The organism is Mycolicibacillus trivialis (genome assembly GCF_002102395.1).
Classification (GTDB): Bacteria; Actinomycetota; Actinomycetes; order Mycobacteriales; family Mycobacteriaceae; genus Mycobacterium; species Mycobacterium triviale.
Window position 1 is genome coordinate 1 of record NZ_LQPZ01000049.1, and the last position, 17498, is coordinate 17498.

Annotated in this window: 18 protein-coding genes, 1 tRNA gene and 1 pseudogene; 6 read left to right on the top strand and 14 right to left on the bottom strand. The window is 72.7% G+C overall.

Annotated features, from left to right (window positions below):
• Positions 1 to 79: 79 nt before the first annotated feature.
• Together AWC30_RS17860 and AWC30_RS16520 are read right to left on the bottom strand one after the other, a co-directional pair.
• On the bottom strand, positions 80 to 346 hold the full coding sequence (locus tag AWC30_RS17860; RefSeq protein ID WP_165756499.1) for a hypothetical protein: 267 nt from the start codon (positions 344 to 346) through the stop codon (positions 80 to 82).
• Positions 347 to 370: 24 nt separating this feature from the next.
• Positions 371 to 453 (bottom strand) — tRNA-Leu (locus AWC30_RS16520).
• Positions 454 to 536: 83 nt separating this feature from the next.
• Here AWC30_RS16520 and AWC30_RS16525 point away from each other — a divergent pair.
• Both AWC30_RS16525 and AWC30_RS16530 read left to right on the top strand, forming a co-directional pair.
• Positions 537 to 917 carry a hypothetical protein gene (locus AWC30_RS16525; protein WP_085111338.1) on the top strand — a complete coding sequence of 127 codons (381 nt, stop codon included), beginning with the start codon at positions 537 to 539 and terminating at the stop codon, positions 915 to 917.
• Positions 914 to 1267, top strand: coding sequence for a DUF3817 domain-containing protein (locus AWC30_RS16530; protein ID WP_085111339.1), 354 nt, complete (start codon positions 914 to 916; stop codon positions 1265 to 1267). The genes AWC30_RS16525 and AWC30_RS16530 overlap by 4 nt, the downstream gene beginning before the upstream one ends.
• Before the next feature lie 48 nt (positions 1268 to 1315).
• Here the strand turns inward: AWC30_RS16530 and AWC30_RS16535 are convergent, their stop codons facing one another.
• The 11 genes from AWC30_RS16535 to clpS all read right to left on the bottom strand — a co-directional run bounded on the left by AWC30_RS16535 (position 1316) and on the right by clpS (position 8663).
• Positions 1316 to 1915: a non-canonical purine NTP pyrophosphatase gene (locus AWC30_RS16535; RefSeq protein WP_085111362.1), complete on the bottom strand. Its 600-nt coding sequence runs from the start codon at positions 1913 to 1915 to the stop codon at positions 1316 to 1318.
• Complete coding sequence (gene rph / locus AWC30_RS16540; protein WP_085111340.1) at positions 1912 to 2691, bottom strand: ribonuclease PH; 780 nt, start codon at positions 2689 to 2691, stop codon at positions 1912 to 1914. The genes AWC30_RS16535 and rph overlap by 4 nt, the downstream gene beginning before the upstream one ends.
• A 9-nt stretch (positions 2692 to 2700) precedes the next feature.
• On the bottom strand, positions 2701 to 3483 hold the full coding sequence (locus tag AWC30_RS16545) for a cyclic nucleotide-degrading phosphodiesterase (protein WP_085111363.1): 783 nt from the start codon (positions 3481 to 3483) through the stop codon (positions 2701 to 2703).
• Positions 3484 to 3547: 64 nt separating this feature from the next.
• A complete protein-coding gene (gene murI / locus AWC30_RS16550; protein ID WP_085111341.1) occupies positions 3548 to 4378 on the bottom strand; it encodes a glutamate racemase in 831 nt (276 codons plus the stop codon).
• Positions 4375 to 4998 carry a rhomboid family intramembrane serine protease gene (locus AWC30_RS16555; RefSeq protein WP_085111342.1) on the bottom strand — a complete coding sequence of 208 codons (624 nt, stop codon included), beginning with the start codon at positions 4996 to 4998 and terminating at the stop codon, positions 4375 to 4377. Before AWC30_RS16555 ends, murI begins: the two co-directional genes overlap by 4 nt.
• Entirely contained in the window at positions 4989 to 5960 is a 972-nt protein-coding gene (locus AWC30_RS16560; protein WP_085111343.1) for a cysteine synthase, read from the bottom strand. The genes AWC30_RS16555 and AWC30_RS16560 overlap by 10 nt, the downstream gene beginning before the upstream one ends.
• Complete coding sequence (locus AWC30_RS16565) at positions 5957 to 6244, bottom strand: MoaD/ThiS family protein (protein WP_085111344.1); 288 nt, start codon at positions 6242 to 6244, stop codon at positions 5957 to 5959. Before AWC30_RS16565 ends, AWC30_RS16560 begins: the two co-directional genes overlap by 4 nt.
• 77 nt (positions 6245 to 6321) lie before the next feature.
• On the bottom strand, positions 6322 to 6735 hold the full coding sequence (locus AWC30_RS16570; protein WP_085111345.1) for a M67 family metallopeptidase: 414 nt from the start codon (positions 6733 to 6735) through the stop codon (positions 6322 to 6324).
• Between the two features lie 16 nt (positions 6736 to 6751).
• Positions 6752 to 7783: a P1 family peptidase gene (locus tag AWC30_RS16575; protein WP_085111346.1), complete on the bottom strand. Its 1032-nt coding sequence runs from the start codon at positions 7781 to 7783 to the stop codon at positions 6752 to 6754.
• Complete coding sequence (gene aosR / locus AWC30_RS16580; protein WP_085111347.1) at positions 7780 to 8355, bottom strand: oxidative stress transcriptional regulator AosR; 576 nt, start codon at positions 8353 to 8355, stop codon at positions 7780 to 7782. Before aosR ends, AWC30_RS16575 begins: the two co-directional genes overlap by 4 nt.
• A 5-nt stretch (positions 8356 to 8360) precedes the next feature.
• Positions 8361 to 8663: an ATP-dependent Clp protease adapter ClpS gene (gene clpS / locus AWC30_RS16585; RefSeq protein ID WP_085111348.1), complete on the bottom strand. Its 303-nt coding sequence runs from the start codon at positions 8661 to 8663 to the stop codon at positions 8361 to 8363.
• Here clpS and AWC30_RS16590 point away from each other — a divergent pair.
• The 3 genes and pseudogenes from AWC30_RS16590 to AWC30_RS16600 form a co-directional block, all read left to right on the top strand.
• A complete protein-coding gene (locus tag AWC30_RS16590) occupies positions 8662 to 10026 on the top strand; it encodes a nicotinate phosphoribosyltransferase (protein ID WP_085111349.1) in 1365 nt (454 codons plus the stop codon). The two genes, clpS and AWC30_RS16590, sit on opposite strands and share 2 nt — an antisense overlap.
• A complete protein-coding gene (locus tag AWC30_RS16595) occupies positions 10023 to 12014 on the top strand; it encodes an ATP-dependent DNA helicase (RefSeq protein ID WP_234808134.1) in 1992 nt (663 codons plus the stop codon). Before AWC30_RS16590 ends, AWC30_RS16595 begins: the two co-directional genes overlap by 4 nt.
• Before the next feature lie 149 nt (positions 12015 to 12163).
• Positions 12164 to 12733 (top strand): annotated as a pseudogene (locus AWC30_RS16600) (cytochrome P450); the annotation flags it as partial.
• 42 nt (positions 12734 to 12775) lie between these two features.
• Here the strand turns inward: AWC30_RS16600 and AWC30_RS16605 are convergent.
• A complete protein-coding gene (locus tag AWC30_RS16605; protein WP_085111351.1) occupies positions 12776 to 15355 on the bottom strand; it encodes a glycosyltransferase family 1 protein in 2580 nt (859 codons plus the stop codon).
• 103 nt (positions 15356 to 15458) lie between these two features.
• On the opposite strand from AWC30_RS16605, the gene AWC30_RS16610 reads away from it, so the two are divergent.
• Positions 15459 to 17498: a maltotransferase domain-containing protein gene (locus AWC30_RS16610; RefSeq protein ID WP_085111352.1), complete on the top strand. Its 2040-nt coding sequence runs from the start codon at positions 15459 to 15461 to the stop codon at positions 17496 to 17498.

Below are 17498 nucleotides of genomic sequence, written 5' to 3' on the forward strand. Positions count from 1 at the left end.
TACCTCCTCGATGAACTCCCTGACATGACTCCATCCTTCCCAAGGAACGGAGTCTCCGGACACGCCGGGGGGATTCAGGCTACGCACCGACACCGTCGACCAATTCGGCAAACTCACCTTGCGCCACGCCAGCCGCCTCCACCACCTCGGCATCGGCCGCGCCCACGCCGGCACCGGCGTACTGATCCTCATCAGCGCCACCACCGTCACCGTCATCAGCAAAACCGGCCACCACATCCTGGCCAGCCACCACATCGACCCCGACCACAACTACTGGCCCAACAAACAGAAAAACCCCGACACAAGCCGGGGTGATCTGTAACCAATGACGCGACTCAGCTGTCACCGATGACGCGACTCATCACACCGGTGCGGGCGGAGGGACTCGAACCCTCACGCTCAAGGAGCACCGGCACCTAAAGCCGGCATGTCTGCCAATTCCATCACGCCCGCGGCGGTCCCGAATCCTACCGCCTCGCCGTCCGGAGCCGGTCCGCCGCGCAATCCGGTGCCGGTCGGCACGGTACGGTCAGGGTATGTCCACTACACGGCGTAGAAGACCGGCGTTGGTGCTGCTGGTCATCGTCGCCGCCAGCGGTTGCCTGGCGCTGGGCTGGTGGCAGTGGACCCGTTTCGAGTCGGCGTCGGGGAGTTTCCAGAACCTCGGCTACGCGCTGCAGTGGCCGCTGTTCGCCGGGTTCTGCGTCTACGCCTACCGCAAATTCGTCCGCTACGAGGAGGAACCGCCGGAGCTGCCCGCCGACCGCGGGCTCACCGAGGTGCCCGACGGGGTGCTGCCCCCGCGTCCGCCTGCCGCCGCCACCGCCGCCGACGACCCGACCCTCGCGGAGTACAACGCCTACCTGGCCGAGCTCAACCGCACCGACCGCGACAACCAGAACAGGACCAGCGCATGACCACCCCCGACCTGGCGCCGCCTGCCGGCGCCGCGCCCGTGGAGAAGATCCGCACCGCCCTGCTCGGCTACCGGGTGCTGGCCTGGACCACCGGTCTGTGGCTGATCGCGCTCTGCTACGAGATGGTGCTGAAGTACATCGTGCAGGTCGAGGACCCGCCGACCTGGATCGGCGTCGTGCACGGCTGGGTCTACTTCATCTACCTGCTGTCCACGCTGAACCTGGCGACCAAGGTGCGCTGGCCGGTCGTCAAGACCCTCGGTGTTCTGGTCTCGGGCACGATCCCGCTGCTGGGCATCATCGTCGAACACTTCCAGACCAAGGCCACCAAGGCCCGCTTCGGGCTGTAACCGCCACATCGCGCCGGCCCCGGCGGCAGACGGCAAGCTGCCGCCGGCTCAGCCCAGCGCCCGCAGCGCGGGCAGCAGCCGGGCCAGCGCCCGGCCCCGATGGGAGGCCGCGTCCTTCTCGGCCGGGCTCAGCTGCGCGGCGGTCAGCCCCGAACCCGCCGGGACGAACACCGGGTCGTAGCCGAAGCCGCCGTCGCCGCGCGGTTCACGCGCGATCGAGCCCGCCCACTCCCCGCGCACCACGGTCTCCCCGTGCGGGCCCACCAACGCGCACGCCGAGACGAACGCCGCGCCCCGGCGCGCGTCCGGCACGTCGGACAGCTGCGCCAGCAGCAGCGCGGTGTTGGCCGCGTCGTCGCCGTGTCGGCCCGACCAGCGCGCCGACAACACCCCGGGCATCCCGCCCAGCGCCGCCACCGTCAGCCCGGAATCGTCGGCGACACAGGCCAACCCGGTCGCGGCATACCCGTCGCGCGCCTTGACCAGCGCGTTCTCCTCGAACGTCGCGGCGGTCTCCGGGGTTTCGGGGAACGGCGCCACCTCGTCGAGGCCGACGACCTCGACGCCGCTCACACCGGCACCGTCGAGCACCCGGCGCAGTTCGGCCAGCTTCTTGGGGTTGCGGCTGGCCACCAGCAGCCGGCTCAGCTGCCGAACGCTTTCTTCGGCTCCGGCCCCTCGGGCAGCTCCCCCGGATAGGGCCGGTCCAGCGCCTCGCGCTGCACCCGGAACAGGGTCTCGCAGCCGGCCAGCGCGGAGTCGAGCATCTTGTCCAGCGTGGAGCGCGGGAACGTCGCGCCCTCCCCGGTGCCCTGGATCTCCACCAGGGTGCCGGTGTCGGTGGCGACGACGTTCATGTCGACCTCGGCGCGGGCGTCCTCCTCGTAGGGCAGGTCCAGCCGCACCCGCCCGTCGACCACCCCGACGCTGACCGCGGCGATCGCACACGACAGCGGGCGCGGGTCGGAGAGCTTGCCGGCCGCCGACAAGTAGGTCACCGCATCCGCTAGAGCGACATAGGCGCCGGTGATCGCCGCGGTACGGGTGCCGCCGTCGGCCTGCAGCACGTCGCAGTCCACCGCGATGGTGTTCTCCCCCAGTGCGGCCAGGTCGATGCAGGCGCGCAGCGAACGGCCCACCAGCCGGCTGATCTCCTGGGTGCGGCCGCCGACCCGGCCCTTCACCGATTCCCGGTCGCTGCGGGTGTGGGTGGCCGCGGGCAGCATCGCGTACTCGGCGGTCAGCCAGCCCAGCCCGGAGCCCTTGCGCCAGCGCGGCACCCCCTCGGTGACGCTGGCGGTGCACATCACCCGGGTCTGCCCGAACTCGATCAGCACCGACCCGGCCGGGTGGCCGGTGAATCCGCGGGTGATCCGCACCGGGCGCAGTTCGTCGTCGAGGCGGCCGTCTTCGCGTGTGGACACCCGCCAACCCTAACCGGTGGGCGGCGGGCCGATCTGGATGGTCTCGTCGCAGGACACCGCGTGCACCGGACCGTCGAATTCGGCCTTCGCCTCGTTGATGACGTCCTCGCGCGCGGTCCACGGCGGGATGTGGGTCAACAGCAACTCACCGACGCCTGCGGCCGCGGCGATCTGGCCGGCCTCGGTGCCCGACAGGTGCAGGTTGCGGGGCCGGTCGGGGCTGTGGGTCCAGGACGCCTCACACAGGAACACGTCGGCGTCGCGGGCCAACTCGACCACCGAGTCGCAGATCCCGGTGTCGCCGCTGTAGACCAGCGAGGTGCCGGCCGGGTCGGTGAAGCGCAGCCCGAACGACTCGGTGGGGTGGCACACCGCCATCGGCAGCACGGTCAGCGAACCCAGGGTCACCGGCTCGCCGTCCCCCCAGACCCGCACGTCGAAGATGTCGGAGAAGTCGTCGACCTCACCGCCGTAGGGCGACGAGGCCGCCCCCAGCCGCAACGCGGTGTCGCTGGGCCCGTACATCAGCGCCCGGCCCACCGGCGCCGCCGGATGGAATCGCCGCCACACGAACAGCCCCGGCAGGTCCAGGCAGTGGTCTGCGTGCAGATGCGACAGCAGCACGTCCACCGAACCCGGGTCGACGTAGCGCTGCAGCGCACCCAGCACCCCGCCGCCGAAATCGATGACCAGGGGCGGTGTGTCGGGGGCGCGGAGCAGATAACCCGATGCCGGCGACTCCGGACCGACGACACTGCCGGAACAGCCGAGCACGGTGAGTTGCACGGACACCACTGTGCCACGTCCGAGCCGCTGATGGCCAAGCGATCGCCGAGACGCGCCGGTTCGCCCGTTTCTATCCTCGGTCGTGGCCGGGTGCGGTCTCCACCGCGGCGATCACCGGGCCCAGGAAACGCGCGGCGAGCGCGGTGAACGCGGCCGGATCGCCGGTGGCCTCGAACCGCCGCAGCGGTGGCCGCCCGGCCGGATCGGCCGGGTGCGGGCGCAGCAGGTCCGCCTCGGTGAGCACCCGCAGCAACTCCTTGGCGGTCTCCTCGGCACTGGAGACCAGCGTCACCTGCTCCCCCATCACCAGCTGGATCAGCCCGGACAGCAGCGGGTAGTGGGTGCAACCCAGCACCAGGGTGTCGACCCCGGCGCGCTGCAGCGGCTCCAGGTAGCCCTCGGCCAGGCCCAGCACCTGCCTGCCGCTGGTCACGCCGCGTTCGACGAAGTCGACGAAACGCGGGCAGGCGGCCGCGGTGATCTGCACGTCGCGGGCGGCGGCGAACGCGTCCTGGTAGGCGTGGCTGGTGATTGTCGCCTGGGTGCCGATCACCCCGATCCGGCCGTTGCGGGTGGCCGCCACCGCCCGGCGCACCGCGGGCAGGATCACCTCGACCACCGGCACGTCGTAGCGTTCCCGGGCGTCGCGCAGGCACGCCGACGACGCCGAGTTGCAGGCGATCACCAGCGCCTTCACCCCGCGGGCCACCAGGTCGTCGCCGATGGCCAGGGCGTGGCCGCGGATGGTCGGGATGCTCAGCGGGCCGTACGGGCCGTTGCCGGTGTCGCCGACGTAGATGATGTCCTCGTCGGGCAACTGGTCGATGATCGCGCGGGCGACGGTCAGGCCGCCGACCCCGGAGTCGAACACCCCGATCGGGGCCAGCGCGGCGGGCTTCACACCGACCGCCGGGACAGCACCACCGCGGCCAGCATCCCGGCCAGCGCCCCGCACAGGTGGCTCTGCCAGGACACCCCGCTGCAGCCGGTCAGTTCGGGAAGCGCGCCGAGCAGCACTCCGCCGTAGGCGAACAGCACCACCAGCCCGGTGACGATGTCCGCGGCACGGCGCACCAGAAAGCCGTAGACGATGAGGAACGCCAGCCAGCCGAAGATCAGGCCCGACGCGCCGATGTGGATGCCGGCATAGCGGCAGCCGCCCAGATCCCCGATCAGCCAGGTGCCGAACCCGCCGACCAGCCAGATGATCGCGGTGGCCGCCAGCAGTCGGGAGCGGCCGGCCAGCGCCAGCAGGAAGCCCAGCACCAGCAGCGGGCCGGTGTTGGCGATCAGGTGGGTCCAGCTGGCGTGCAGCAGCGGCGCGACCAGGATGCCGACCAGCCCGTCGGTCTGCAGCGGCCGGATGCCGTAGCGGTCCAGCCGGTGCCCGGAGAGCTGGTCGAGCAGTTCGATGAGGTAGAGCGCGGCCACGAAGCACACCACGGTGGCGCCGCCGACCTGCCAGGCCGGGCGCGGCCCGTTCGGTCGCGGGGTCGCGGCCGGTCGCCCGGTCACGCCCACAGCTGGCCCTCCAGGGCCTCCTCGGCGTCGTCGATGCTGCCGCTGTAGGCGCCGGTCGACAGGTATTTCCAGCCCGCGTCGGCGACGACGAACGCGATGTCGGCCCGCTGGCCGGACTTGAGCGCCTTGGCGCCCAGGCCCAGCGCGGCGTGCAGCACCGCCCCGGTGGAGATCCCGGCGAAGATCCCCTCGGACTCGACGAGTTCGCGGGTGCGGCGCACCGCGTCGACGCTGCCGACCGAGAACCGGGTGGTGAGCACCTCCGGGTCATACAGTTCGGGGACGAAACCCTCATCGATGTTGCGCAGCGCGTAGACCCCCTCGCCGTAGCGGGGCTCGGCGGCCACGATCGCCACGCCGGGCACCTGCTCGCGCAGGAACCGGCCGGTGCCCATCAGCGTGCCGGTGGTGCCCAGCCCGGCGACGAAGTGGGTGATCTCGGGCAGGTCGGCGAGCAGTTCGGGGCCGGTGCCCTCGTAGTGCGAGGCGGTGTTGGCCGGGTTGCCGTACTGGTAGAGCATCACCCAGTCGGGGTGCTCGTCGGCGAGTCGGCGCGCGGTGGCCACCGCGGTGTTCGATCCGCCCTCGGCCGGGGAGGAGATGATCTCGGCGCCGTAGAGCTCGAGGAGCTGGCGCCGCTCGATCGAGGTGTTCTCCGGCATCACGCAGATCAGCCGGTAGCCCTTGATCCGGGCCGCCATCGCCAGCGAGATGCCGGTGTTGCCGCTGGTCGGCTCCAGGATCGTCGCGCCGGGCGCCAGCAGCCCGTCGGCCTCGGCCTGCTCGATCATCCGCAGCGCGGGCCGGTCCTTGATCGAGCCGGTCGGGTTGCGGTCCTCCAGCTTCGCCCACAGCCGCACGTGCGGGCCGTCGGGGCCGTCGTCCCAGCGCGGCGAGAGCCGCGGCAGCCCGACCAGCGGGGTGTTGCCCAGTGCCTGCAGCAGCGATTCGTGCCGGGTCATGCGCTCCCGCCCGCCACCGCGGGCAGGATCGTCACCGCGTCACCGTCGGCGATCTCGGTGTCCAGGCCGCCGGAGAATCGCACGTCCTCGTCATTGACGTAGATGTTGACGAACCGGTGCAGCGTGCCGGGCCGGGCCGGGTCGACGAGCCGGTCGGCGATGCCCGCGTAGTTGGCCTCCAGGTCGTCGATGACCGCCTGCAAGGTGGCGCCGCTGGCCGAGACGCGCTTCTCACCGCCGGTGTGCGGGCGCAGGATGGTGGGGATCGACACGGTGACGCTCATCGGGGCCTCTCTGGTCGGGGCGGGGTCGGGTTCGGCGGCCGGGCGGCCTGCCTGCCAGGCTAATCCTGCCTGCCAGGCTAATACCGGTCGACGATTTCGACCGTCTCCTCGGTCACCACCCCGTCGCGGATGCGGTAGCTGCGCAGCTCGTGGCGCTCGGGGTCGCGGGTGGAGATCAGCACGTAGTGCGCGTCGGGTTCGGCGGCCAGCGCCACGTCGGTGCGGCTGGGGTAGGCCTCGGTGGCGGTGTGCGAGTGGTAGATGACCACCGGCTCCTCCCCCGCGTCCTCCATCGCCCGCCACACCTGCAGCTGCTCCTGGGAGTCGAACCGGTAGAACGTCGGCGACCGCTCGGCGTTGATCATCGCGATGTGACGGTGCGGGCGATCGGAGCCCTCCGGCCCTGCCAGCACCCCGCACGCCTCGTCGGGGTGGTCGGCGCGGGCGTGGCCGACCATCGCGTCGACCAGGTCGGCACGGATCACCAGCACGACAACCCTCCTCGACTCAGCGCAACGACCCGGGCAACACGTCCCGGTAGGCCGGTATTCCGGCCACCGGCTCCGCGGCGAGCACCCCGGCCAGCACGGCTCGGGCCAGCGTATCGGCGGCCGCCGCGCCCACCACCGCGGCCAGCCCGGTCTCCGGTGACAGCCCGGCCGGGGTCTCCGGCGCGGGCGGCACGGTCACCGCACCGGTCGCCAGCGCGAACACCGTATCGCCGTCCAGCGGGGTGTGCGCCGGGCGGATGGTGTGCGCCAGCCCGTCCTGCGCGGCGATCGCGACCCGCCGGCAGCCGGCCGGGCTGAGGGTCGCGTCGGTCGCGACGACGGCGATCGTGGTGTTCAACGAGCCGAACTTCGGTTCCAGCGCGCCGAATGCGCGGATCTGCTCGGCCGGCGGCGGTCTCATCCCGAACTCGGCGGTCAGATCAGCGGCCCACGGCAGGCCGGTGGCCGGGTTGACCACGCTGCCCGCGCAGTTGACCACCACCACCGCGCCGACGGTGACGTCGACGCCGCCGACCGCCACCGTGGTGGCCGCGGTGCCCACCCCGCCCTTGAGCACCCCGGCGCGCGCCCCCACCCCGGCGCCGACACTGCCGGTGGCGCACGACGCGTCGGCCGCCTCGGCGGCGGCGTGACCGAACTGCGCGGTCGGGCGGTGCGCCCAGTCCCCCACCGGCAGGTCGAAGATGACCGCTGCGGGCACGATCGGCACCAGCCCGCCGTCGAGGCGCAGCCCCCGGCCGTGGTCTTCCAGCCAGGTCATCACCCCGTCGGCGGCCGCCAGGCCGTAGGCGCTGCCGCCGCTGAGCACCACCGCGTCGACGAACCGCACGCTGTTGGCCGGGTCCAGCAGATCGGTTTCCCGGGTGCCCGGCGCCCCGCCGCGGCAGTCGACCGCACCGACGGTTCCCGGCGGGGCCAGCACGACGGTGCTGCCGCACGCCCAGCCGTGGCCGGGGGCGGCGTCGGCGTCGAGGCGGTGGTGATGGCCGACCAGCAGGCCGGCGACGTCGGTGATCGCGCCGCTCACCGCTGCCCCATCAGCGCCAGCACCAGGTACTCCTGCATCCAGGTCAGCCACTGGTAGACGTCCAGGTGCCCGGCCATCGGGTGGTCGGCCGCCAACCGCTCGGGACCCTCCGGGCCGACGCCGAGCATGGTGCCCAGCGCCAGGCGCAGGTCGTTGATCGCCGCGATCCAGGCATTGGCGTCGTCCTCGGTGAGCTCGAACCGGCCGCCCGCCGGCGGCAGGGTCGCCAGCACACACCGGGCCGCATCCCGTTTGGCGTCGAGGATCTGCGGCTCGTGCAGGCTGCGCAGCGCCGCGTTCAGGCCCGGCACGTCCAGCCCGTCGGGGTCGTCGATCTCGCGGTGGAAATCCGGCAGCAGCCGGCCCAGGGTCGCGTCGCCGGGGGCGGCGGTGTTGCCGGTGCGCATCCCGGTGATCTCTTCGAGTTCGTCGCGGGGTGCGGTGCCCTCCCGCTCGTCGAGCATCTCGACCAGTGACCCGACCAGGTTGGCCAGCACCGCGGCCTCCCGGTCGTCCACCGCGGAACGGAACCGCGGGCCCGCGGGGGTCTCCACCCGCTTCCAGGTGCGCACGCCGGTCAGTGGTCCTGCTGCAGGGTGGCCCACAGGCCCGCGGCGTGCAGCTTGGTGACGTCGATCTCCATCTCCTCACGGCTGCCCGCCGACACCACCGCCTTGCCCTCGTGGTGCACCTGCAGCATCAGCTTGGTGGCGCGCGGTTCGCTGTAGCCGAAGACCTTCTGGAAGACGTAGGTCACGTAGTTCATCAGGTTGACCGGGTCGTCCCACACGATCGTCACCCAGGGACTGCTCGGCGCGTCGACCGGATCGTCGCGGCGCTGCTCGGTGGAGTCCGGCGTGGCCGGCGCTGACGCAGCCATGACTCCCAGGATAGCCAGGCCCGTCACCGCCGCAGCCGATACCGTGGGCGGTGTGACCGACTCGGCCGCAGCGGGCCTGCTCACCGACAAATACGAGCTGACCATGCTCGCCGCGGCGCTGGCCGACGGCACCGCCGGGCGGCGCACCACCTTCGAACTGTTCGCCCGCCGGCTGCCCTACGGGCGTCGCTACGGCGTGGTCGCGGGCACCGGGCGGCTGCTGGAGTTGCTGGCCGACTTCCGGTTCGGCGCCGCCGAACTGGCCGCCCTCACCGACTTTCTGGACCCGGCCACCCTGGACTATCTGGCCGGCTTCCGGTTCCGCGGCGACATCGACGGCTACTCCGAAGGGGAGCTGTACTTCCCCGGTTCCCCGGTGCTGTCGGTGCACGGCAGCTTCGCCGAGTGCGTGGTGCTGGAAACCCTGGCGCTGTCGGTGTTCAACCACGACAGCGCCGTCGCGGCGGCCGCCGCGCGCATGGTGGTGGCCGCGGCAGGCCGGCCGCTGATCGAGATGGGGTCGCGGCGCACCCACGAGCGGGCCGCCGTCGCCGCGGCCCGCGCCGCCTACCTGGCCGGGTTCGCGGCCAGCTCCAACCTGGCCGCCCACCACCGCTACGGCATCCCGGCGGCGGGCACCAGCGCGCACTCGTTCACGTTGCTGCACACCGGTTCCCGCGACGGCGCCCCGGTTCCCGACGAGCGGGCCGCGTTCCGCGCTCAGATCGCCGCGCTCGGCATCGACACCACTCTGCTGGTCGACACCTACGACGTGACCGCCGGGATCGCGCACGCGGTCGGGGTCGCCGGGCCTGAGCTCGGGGCCATCCGTATCGACTCCGGTGACCTGGGGGTGCTGGCCCGGCAGGCCCGCGACCAGCTCGACCGGCTGGGGGCGACCGGCACCCGCATCGTGGTCTCCGGCGACCTCGACGAGTACGCGATCGCCGAACTGCGCGCCGACCCGGTCGACAGCTACGGCGTGGGCACCGCCCTGGTCACCGGCTCCGGCGCGCCGGCGGCGGGCATGGTCTACAAGCTCGTCGAGGTCGACGGCGTGCCGGTGCAGAAACGCAGCAGCCACAAACGCTCCGAGGGCGGCCACAAGCAGGGCACCCGGGTGGCCCGGGCCAGTGGCACCGTCACCGAGGAGATCGTGCACCCGGCCGGGCGCCCGCCCACCGGGGCCGAGCACGCGCGCCCGTTGACCGTCCCGCTGGTGCGCGGCGGCGAGGTGGTGAGCCCGCAGAACCTCGGCAGCGCCCGCGAGCGGGTGGCCGCGGGGCTGCGGTCGCTGCCCTGGGAGGGGCTCAAACTCTCCGCCGGCGACCCGGCGATCCCCACGGTGCGGACCGGCGGGTGAACGTCGCGGAGCTGTTGGCGACGGCGGTGGCGGCGGTCGGCGGGCACCACCGGCCCGGCCAGCTCGCGATGGCCGAGGCGGTCGCGAGCGCCTTCGACGGCGGCGGGCACCTCGCGGTGCAGGCCGGCACCGGCACCGGCAAGTCGCTGGCCTACCTGGTGCCTGCCATCGCCAGCGCCGTCACACAGGACTCGCCGGTGGTGGTCTCCACCGCCACGATCGCGTTGCAGCGGCAGCTCGTCGACCGGGATCTGCCCCGGCTGGCTGAGGCGCTCGGTTCGGCGCTGCCCCGCCAACCCCGGTTCGCGTTGCTCAAGGGACGGCGGAACTACCTGTGTCTCAACAAGATCCACAACGGTGTCAGTGACGACGACATCCCGCAGGAACAGCTGTTCAACCCGGCCGCCGCCAGTGCGCTGGGCCGCGACGTGCAGCGGCTCACGGCGTGGGCGGAGACCACCGACACCGGCGACCGCGACGATCTGCGCCCCGGCGTTCCCGACCGGTCGTGGAACCAGGTCAGCGTCGCGGCCCGGGAGTGCCTCGGCGCCGCCCGCTGCCCGCTGTCGGCCGACTGCTTCGCCGAACACGCCCGGGCCCGCGCCGGCGCCGCCGACATCGTGGTCACCAACCACGCGCTGCTGGCCATCGACGCCCTCGGCGACAGTGCGGTGCTACCCGAGCACCACCTGCTGGTGGTCGACGAGGCCCACGCGCTGGTCGACCGGGTCACCGCCGCGGCGACCGGCGAGCTGACCGCCGCGACGCTGACCGCGGCCACCCGCCGGGTGGCCCGGCTCATCGAACCGGAACCGCTGCAACGGCTGGAGGCGGCCGCCACCACGTTCGCCTCGGTGCTCCACGACATCGGTGGCGAGCGGCCCGGCCGGATGGATTTCCTCGACGACGAACTGGCCACCCACCTCGCCGCGCTGCGCGACGCCGCGACCGGGGCCCGTGCGGGCATCGCCACCGGACCCACCGACCCGCGGGCCGCCGCCGCCCGGCTCGCGGCGGCCACCGCGCTCGGCGAGGTCGGCGAGGCCGCCGCCCGGGTGCTGGCCTCGTTCGGGCCGGCGATCACCGAGCGCGCCGACGTGGTCTGGATCGACCAGGAGGAGACCCGCGGCGCGGTGCTGCGGGTCGCCCCGCTGTCGGTGGCCGGGCCGCTGCGGACCCGGCTGTTCGGCCGGGCCACCACCGTGCTGACCTCGGCGACGCTGACCGTCGGCGGCTCGTTCGACGCGATGGCCCGCGGCTGGGGGCTGACCGGCGACCCCGGCGAGGGCCCGGACGGCCGCGAGAGCGCCGCCCCGCGCTGGACCGGGTTGGACGTCGGCTCGCCGTTCGAGCACGCCAAGGCAGGCATCCTCTACCTGGCCGCCCACCTGCCCCCGCCCGGGCGGGAGGCCGGCGGCTCGGCCGAACAGCTCACCGAGATGGCCGAGCTGATCACCGCGGCGGGCGGGCGCACGCTGGGGCTGTTCTCCTCGATGCGGGCGGCGCGGGCGGCCGCCGACGCGCTGGCCGACCGGCTGGACACCCCGGTGCTCTGCCAGGGCGAGGACACCACGTCGGCGCTGGTGGAGAGGTTCGCCGCGGACGAGGCCACCTCGCTGTTCGGCACCCTGTCGCTGTGGCAGGGCGTCGACGTGCCGGGCCGGTCGCTGTCGCTGGTGCTCATCGACCGGATCCCGTTCCCGCGTCCCGACGACCCGCTGCTCAGCGCCCGCCAGCGCGCGGTCACCGCCCACGGCGGCAACGGCTTCCTGACCGTGGCCGCCGGCCACGCCGCGCTGCTGCTGGCCCAGGGCGCGGGCCGGCTGCTGCGCGGCATCGACGATCGCGGCGTGGTGGCGGTGCTCGACTCCCGGATGGCCACCGCCCGCTACGGCGGCTACCTGCGGGCCTCGCTGCCGCCGTTCTGGGTCAGCACCGACGCTGCCACCGTCAAGGCCGCGCTGACCCGGCTGTGCGGCGCGCCCTAGCGGTCCGCGGTGGACTCGAGCCTCCTCTTCGAGCCCTCGCCCTCCTCTACTCGCCGAGCGTGCGCACAGGTGCACGCTCGGCGCCGAACGTGAGCATGAGCGCACGTTCGGCGGGCAGCGGGGCCGCGGGAGCCGGGTCGGGAGGCGGGCTGATCGCGGACCTGGCCGCCCGCTGCGGGTCGGGCGAACTGGAGCGGGCGCCGGCGCTGGCAGTCATGCTCACGTTGTTCAGCGCCGCAGGCGAATCGACCGCGTCGCTGCTGGGCAGCGCGGCGTGGAATATGGCCGAGAAGCCGGAGCTCCAGCGGCGACTGCGCGACGACCCGATGTCGCTGGAACCCTTCATCGAAGAGACCCTGCGCATGGAATCGCCGTTTCGTGGTCACTATCGGCACGTGCGGCGCGACACAACGCTGGGCGGCGTGGCCCTGCCGGCCCACTCGCATCTGCTGTTGCTGTGGGGCGCAGCCAACCGCGACCCGGCGCGCTTCGAGGAGCCCAACGAGTTCCGGCTGAACCGGCCCAGCGCCAAGAACCACCTCGCCTTCGGCAGAGGTGCGCACTTCTGCGTGGGCAACGTGCTGGCCCGCGTCGAGGCACGGATCATCCTGCGGACCCTGCTGGAACGCTCATCCTGGATCGAGACGGCCGACGTCGGACAGTGGCTGCCCAGCATCCTGGTCCGACGGCTCAACCATCTGGAACTCGCGGTCGAATAGCGCACGAAGGGATGCTCGACGGCCACCGCCGTCGGGTACGGCCTACCCGGGCAGGGCCACCAGACCGTACTCGGCGGGGGTCGCCAACATCGGGTGGGCCGGCAGCACCCGCACCGTGTAGCCCACCGGTCCGGCCAGCGGCAACGCGATCGTGGCACGGTAGGTGTCCTGCCCGTCGCCGCCGCCGGTGTGCTCCATCGCCGCGGTCATGGGCTCGACCAGCACGTCGCCGGGGTCGACACGGCCGAACACGGCCTGCACCTGCACCTGGTCGGGGGCCAGCCCGCCCAGGTGCACCGTGGCGGTCAGGGTGAGCTCCGCGCCCAGCACCGGGGTGTCCGGCAGCCCGGAGGCGTCGACGTCGGTGATCGAGACCTGCGGCCATGCCGCCTCCACCCGGCGGCGGTAGTCGGTGAGGTCACGGGCCGGGCCGAATCCCCCGTCGGCGCCGACCGCGGCCCGCAGCGCGTGCGCCGCCGGGGTGTAGTAGGTCTGGACGTACTCGCGCACCATCCGCGAGGCCAGCACCTTCGGGCCCAGGGTCTGCAGGGTGTGGCGCACCATCTCGATCCAGCGCGCGGGCACACCGTTGCGGTCGCGGTCGTAGAACCTCGGTGTCACCGACTGCTCCAGCAGGTCGTAGAGGGCGCCGGCCTCCAGGTCGTCGCGGCGCTCCTCCTCGGCCACCCCCGAGGCGGTCGGGATCTCCCAGCCGTTCTCGCCGTCGAACCACTCGTCCCACCAGCCGTCCCGGATCGACAGGTTCAGCCCGCCGTTGAGCGCGCTTTTCATCCCGGAGGTACCGCACGCTTCCAGCGGGCGCAGCGGGTTGTTCAGCCACACGTCGCAGCCCCAGTACAGTCGCCGCGCCATCGACATGTCGTAGTCGGGCAGGAACGCGATCCGGTGCCGCACCTCGGGCCGGTCGGCGAACTGCACCACCTGCTGGATGAGGGCCTTGCCGCCGTCGTCGGCCGGGTGGGACTTGCCGGCGACGATCAGCTGCACCGGGCGCTGCTCGTCGAGCAGCAGCCGCTCGAGCCGCTCGGCGTCGCGCAGCATCAGCGTCAGCCGCTTGTAGGTCGGCACCCGGCGGGCGAACCCGATCGTGAGCACGTCGGGGTCGAACGCGGTCGCGATCCAGCCGAGCTCGGCTTCGGAGGCGCCGCGCTCCAGCCACGACCGGCGCAACCGGGCCCGGATGTCCTCCACCAGTTGGGCACGCAGCTGCGACCGGATCCACCACAGCTGCCCGGCGTCGACCTGCTGCAGCCGCTGCCAGACCGCCGGCTCGCTCAGCGAGTCCGAGCCGGCCAGCTGGCGGCCCAGCGTCAGCCACTGCGGCGCCGCCCAGGTCGGGGCGTGCACCCCGTTGGTGATCGAACCGATCGGCACCTCGTCCCGGTCGAAGCCGGGCCACAGGTCGTTGAACATCGCCCGGCTGACCCGCCCGTGCAACAGCGACACCCCGTTGGCCCGTTGCGCCAGCCGCAGGCCCAGGTGCGCCATGTTGAACATCGCCGGGTCGTCCTCGGCGCCCAGCGCCAGCACCCGCTCGGTGGGCACCCCGGGCAGCATCGCGTTGTCACCGGCGTCGGTGAAATACCGCTGGACCAGCTCCACCGGGAAGCGGTCGATGCCTGCGGGCACCGGGGTGTGGGTGGTGAACAGCGTCGAGGAGCGCACCACGGTCAGGGCGCTGTCGAAGTCCAGGCCCGAGTCGGTGACCAGCTCGCGGACCCGTTCCAGGCCCAGGAACCCGGCGTGGCCCTCGTTCATGTGGAAGACCTCCGGGGCGGGCAGCCCGGCCAGCGCGGTGTAGGCGCGCACCGCGCGGGTGCCGCCGACCCCGGCCAGGATCTCCTGGCGGATGCGATGCTCCTGGTCGCCGCCGTAGAGCCGGTCGGTGACCCCGCGCAGCACGTGCGGGTTCTCCGGGATGTCGGAGTCCAACAGCAGCAGCGGCACCCGGCCGACCTGGGCCACCCACACCCGCGCACGCAGCCGCGCGGTGTCCGGCAGCGCCACCTCCACCAGCACCGGTGCGCCGTCGGCGGCGGTGAGCAGGCGCAGCGGCAGGCCCTGGGGGTCCAGCGGCGGATAGGTCTCGCGCTGCCAGCCGTCGGCGGTCAGCGACTGCCGGAAGTATCCCGAACGGTAGTACAGCCCCACCCCGATCAGCGGCACGCCCAGGTCCGAGGCGGATTTGAGGTGGTCGCCGGCCAGGATGCCCAACCCGCCGGAGTAGTTGGGCAACACCTCGGCCACCCCGAACTCCATCGAGAAGTAGGCGATGCCGGCCGGCAGCGCGACGCCGGCCCGCTGTTGCTGCTGGTACCACAGCGGGCGGGTGAGGTAGTCGCGCAGATCGGCGGCGATCGCATCGAGCCGGCCGGTGAACGCCGAGTCGGCCGCCAACTCGTCGAGACGGTCCGGCTTCACCGCGCCCAGCAGCGCCACCGGGTCGTGCCCGCAGCTCTCCCACCGGTCGGGGTCGATCGCGGCGAACAGATCCTTGGTCGGCTTCTCCCACGACCAGCGCAGGTTTACCGAGAGCTCATCGAGGGCAGCCAGCCGTTCAGGCAGGTGGGCACGGACGCTGAATCGGCGCAGGGCTTTCACGCATCGTGAGCTTACTGACGGTGGCCCGCCGGGGCGGGACACTACGGTGTGAGGAGAGGCACGCGTCGCGGCGTGGACGGGTGAAAACGGACGGAGGAGGCCGGTGGCCGGTCGGGTCGAGATCGACGACGTGCAGCCGGCTGTCTGCTGTGGCCGCTACCCGGCCAAGGCGGTGACCGGCGAGGTGGTGCCGGTGCGGGCCAGCGTCTGGGCCGACGGGCACGCCACCGTCGCGGCCACCCTGGTGGTGCGCTACCTCGGGGCGGCCTACCCGCGCCCGGGTGTCGATGCCGCCCGGCTCACAGCCGAGAGCGAGCAGCGGCTGACGATGACGCCGGGCGACGAGCCGTTCGTCCAGCACGGTGAGTTTCGTCCGGACCGGCCCGGTCTGTGGTCGTATCGGGTGGAGGGCTGGCGGGACCCGATCGCGACCTGGCGGCACGACGTGACCGCCAAACTCGACGCCGGGCAGGGCGAAACGGACCTGGCCAACGACCTGTGGGCCGGCGCGGAGTTGTTCCAACGGGCCGCGGCCGCGGTGCCCCGCCGGCTGCGCGCGGCGTTGAGCGCGGCCGCCGAGGCGTTGCGCTCCCCCGGCGAGCCGGCGGCGCGCGCCGCCCCGGCGCTGGGTGAGGCGGTCGCCGACCTGCTGCGCAGCCATCCGCTGCGGGAACTGGTCACCGCCGGACCGGAACTGACCGTGTGGGTGGACCGGCCGCTGGCCGGCTTCGGCGCCTGGTACGAGATGTTCCCGCGCTCCACCGGCGGCTGGGACGCCGACGGCGTCCCGGTGCACGGCACTTTCGGCACCGCCGCGGCCGCCCTGCCGCGGATCGCCGAGATGGGGTTCGACATCGTCTACCTGCCGCCGATCCACCCGATCGGAAAGGTGAACCGCAAGGGCCCCAACAACTCCCGGACCGCCCAGCCCGGCGACGTCGGATCGCCGTGGGCGATCGGCAGCGACGAAGGCGGCCACGACGCGGTCCATCCCGACCTGGGCACCCTGGCCGACTTCGACGCGTTCGTCGCCGCGGCCCGCGACCTGGGGTTGGAGGTGGCGCTGGATCTGGCGCTGCAGTGCGCGCCGGACCATCCGTGGGTCGGTGCGCACCGGGAGTGGTTCACCGAACAGCCCGACGGCACCATCGCCTACGCGGAGAACCCGCCGAAGAAGTACCAGGACATCTACCCGCTGAACTTCGACCGGGACCCGGCCGGGCTGTTCGCCGAGGTGCTGCGGGTGGTGCGGCACTGGATCGGCCACGGCGTGCGGATCTTCCGGGTGGACAACCCGCACACCAAACCACCGGATTTCTGGGCGGCGCTGATCGCGGAGGTCAAGGCCGTCGACCCCGACGTGCTGTTCCTGTCCGAGGCGTTCACCCCGCCGGCCCGCCAGTACGGGCTGGCCAAGCTCGGCTTCACCCAGTCCTACTCCTATTTCACCTGGCGCACCGGGAAGGCCGAACTCATCGAGTTCGCCGCGGAGATCGCCCGATTCGCCGATTTCCGGCGTCCGAACCTGTTCGTCAACACCCCCGACATCCTGCACGCCAGCTTGCAGCACGGCGGACCGGGCATGTTCGCGATCCGCGCGGTGCTGGCCGCCACCCTCGGCCCGGCGTGGGGGGTCTACTCCGGCTTCGAGTTGTTCGAGGACCGCGCCGTCGCCGAGGGCAGCGAGGAGTATCTGGACTCGGAGAAATATCAGCTGCGCCCCCGCGATTTCGCCGCCGCGCTCGCACAGGGGCGCTCGTTGGAGCCGTTCCTGGCCCGGCTCAACGAGATCCGGCGCAACCACCCGGCGCTGCAGCAACAGCGCACGATCGCCTTCCACCACATCGACAACGACGCGCTGCTGGCCTACAGCAAGTTCGACCCGGCCACCGGGGACGCCGTGCTGGTGGTGGTGACGCTGAACCCGTTCGGTCCCGAGCAGGGCACGCTGTGGCTGGACATGGGCGCGCTGGGCCGCGGACCCGACGAGCGGTTCTGGGTGCACGAGGAGATCACCGGCGAGGACTACCACTGGGGCGCAGGCAATTACGTGCGGCTGGATCCCGGCCATGCGGTCGCCCACATCGTGCGGATGCCGTCGGTGCCCGAGCCCGCCCGATCCCGACTGGCCCGACGGAGTTGA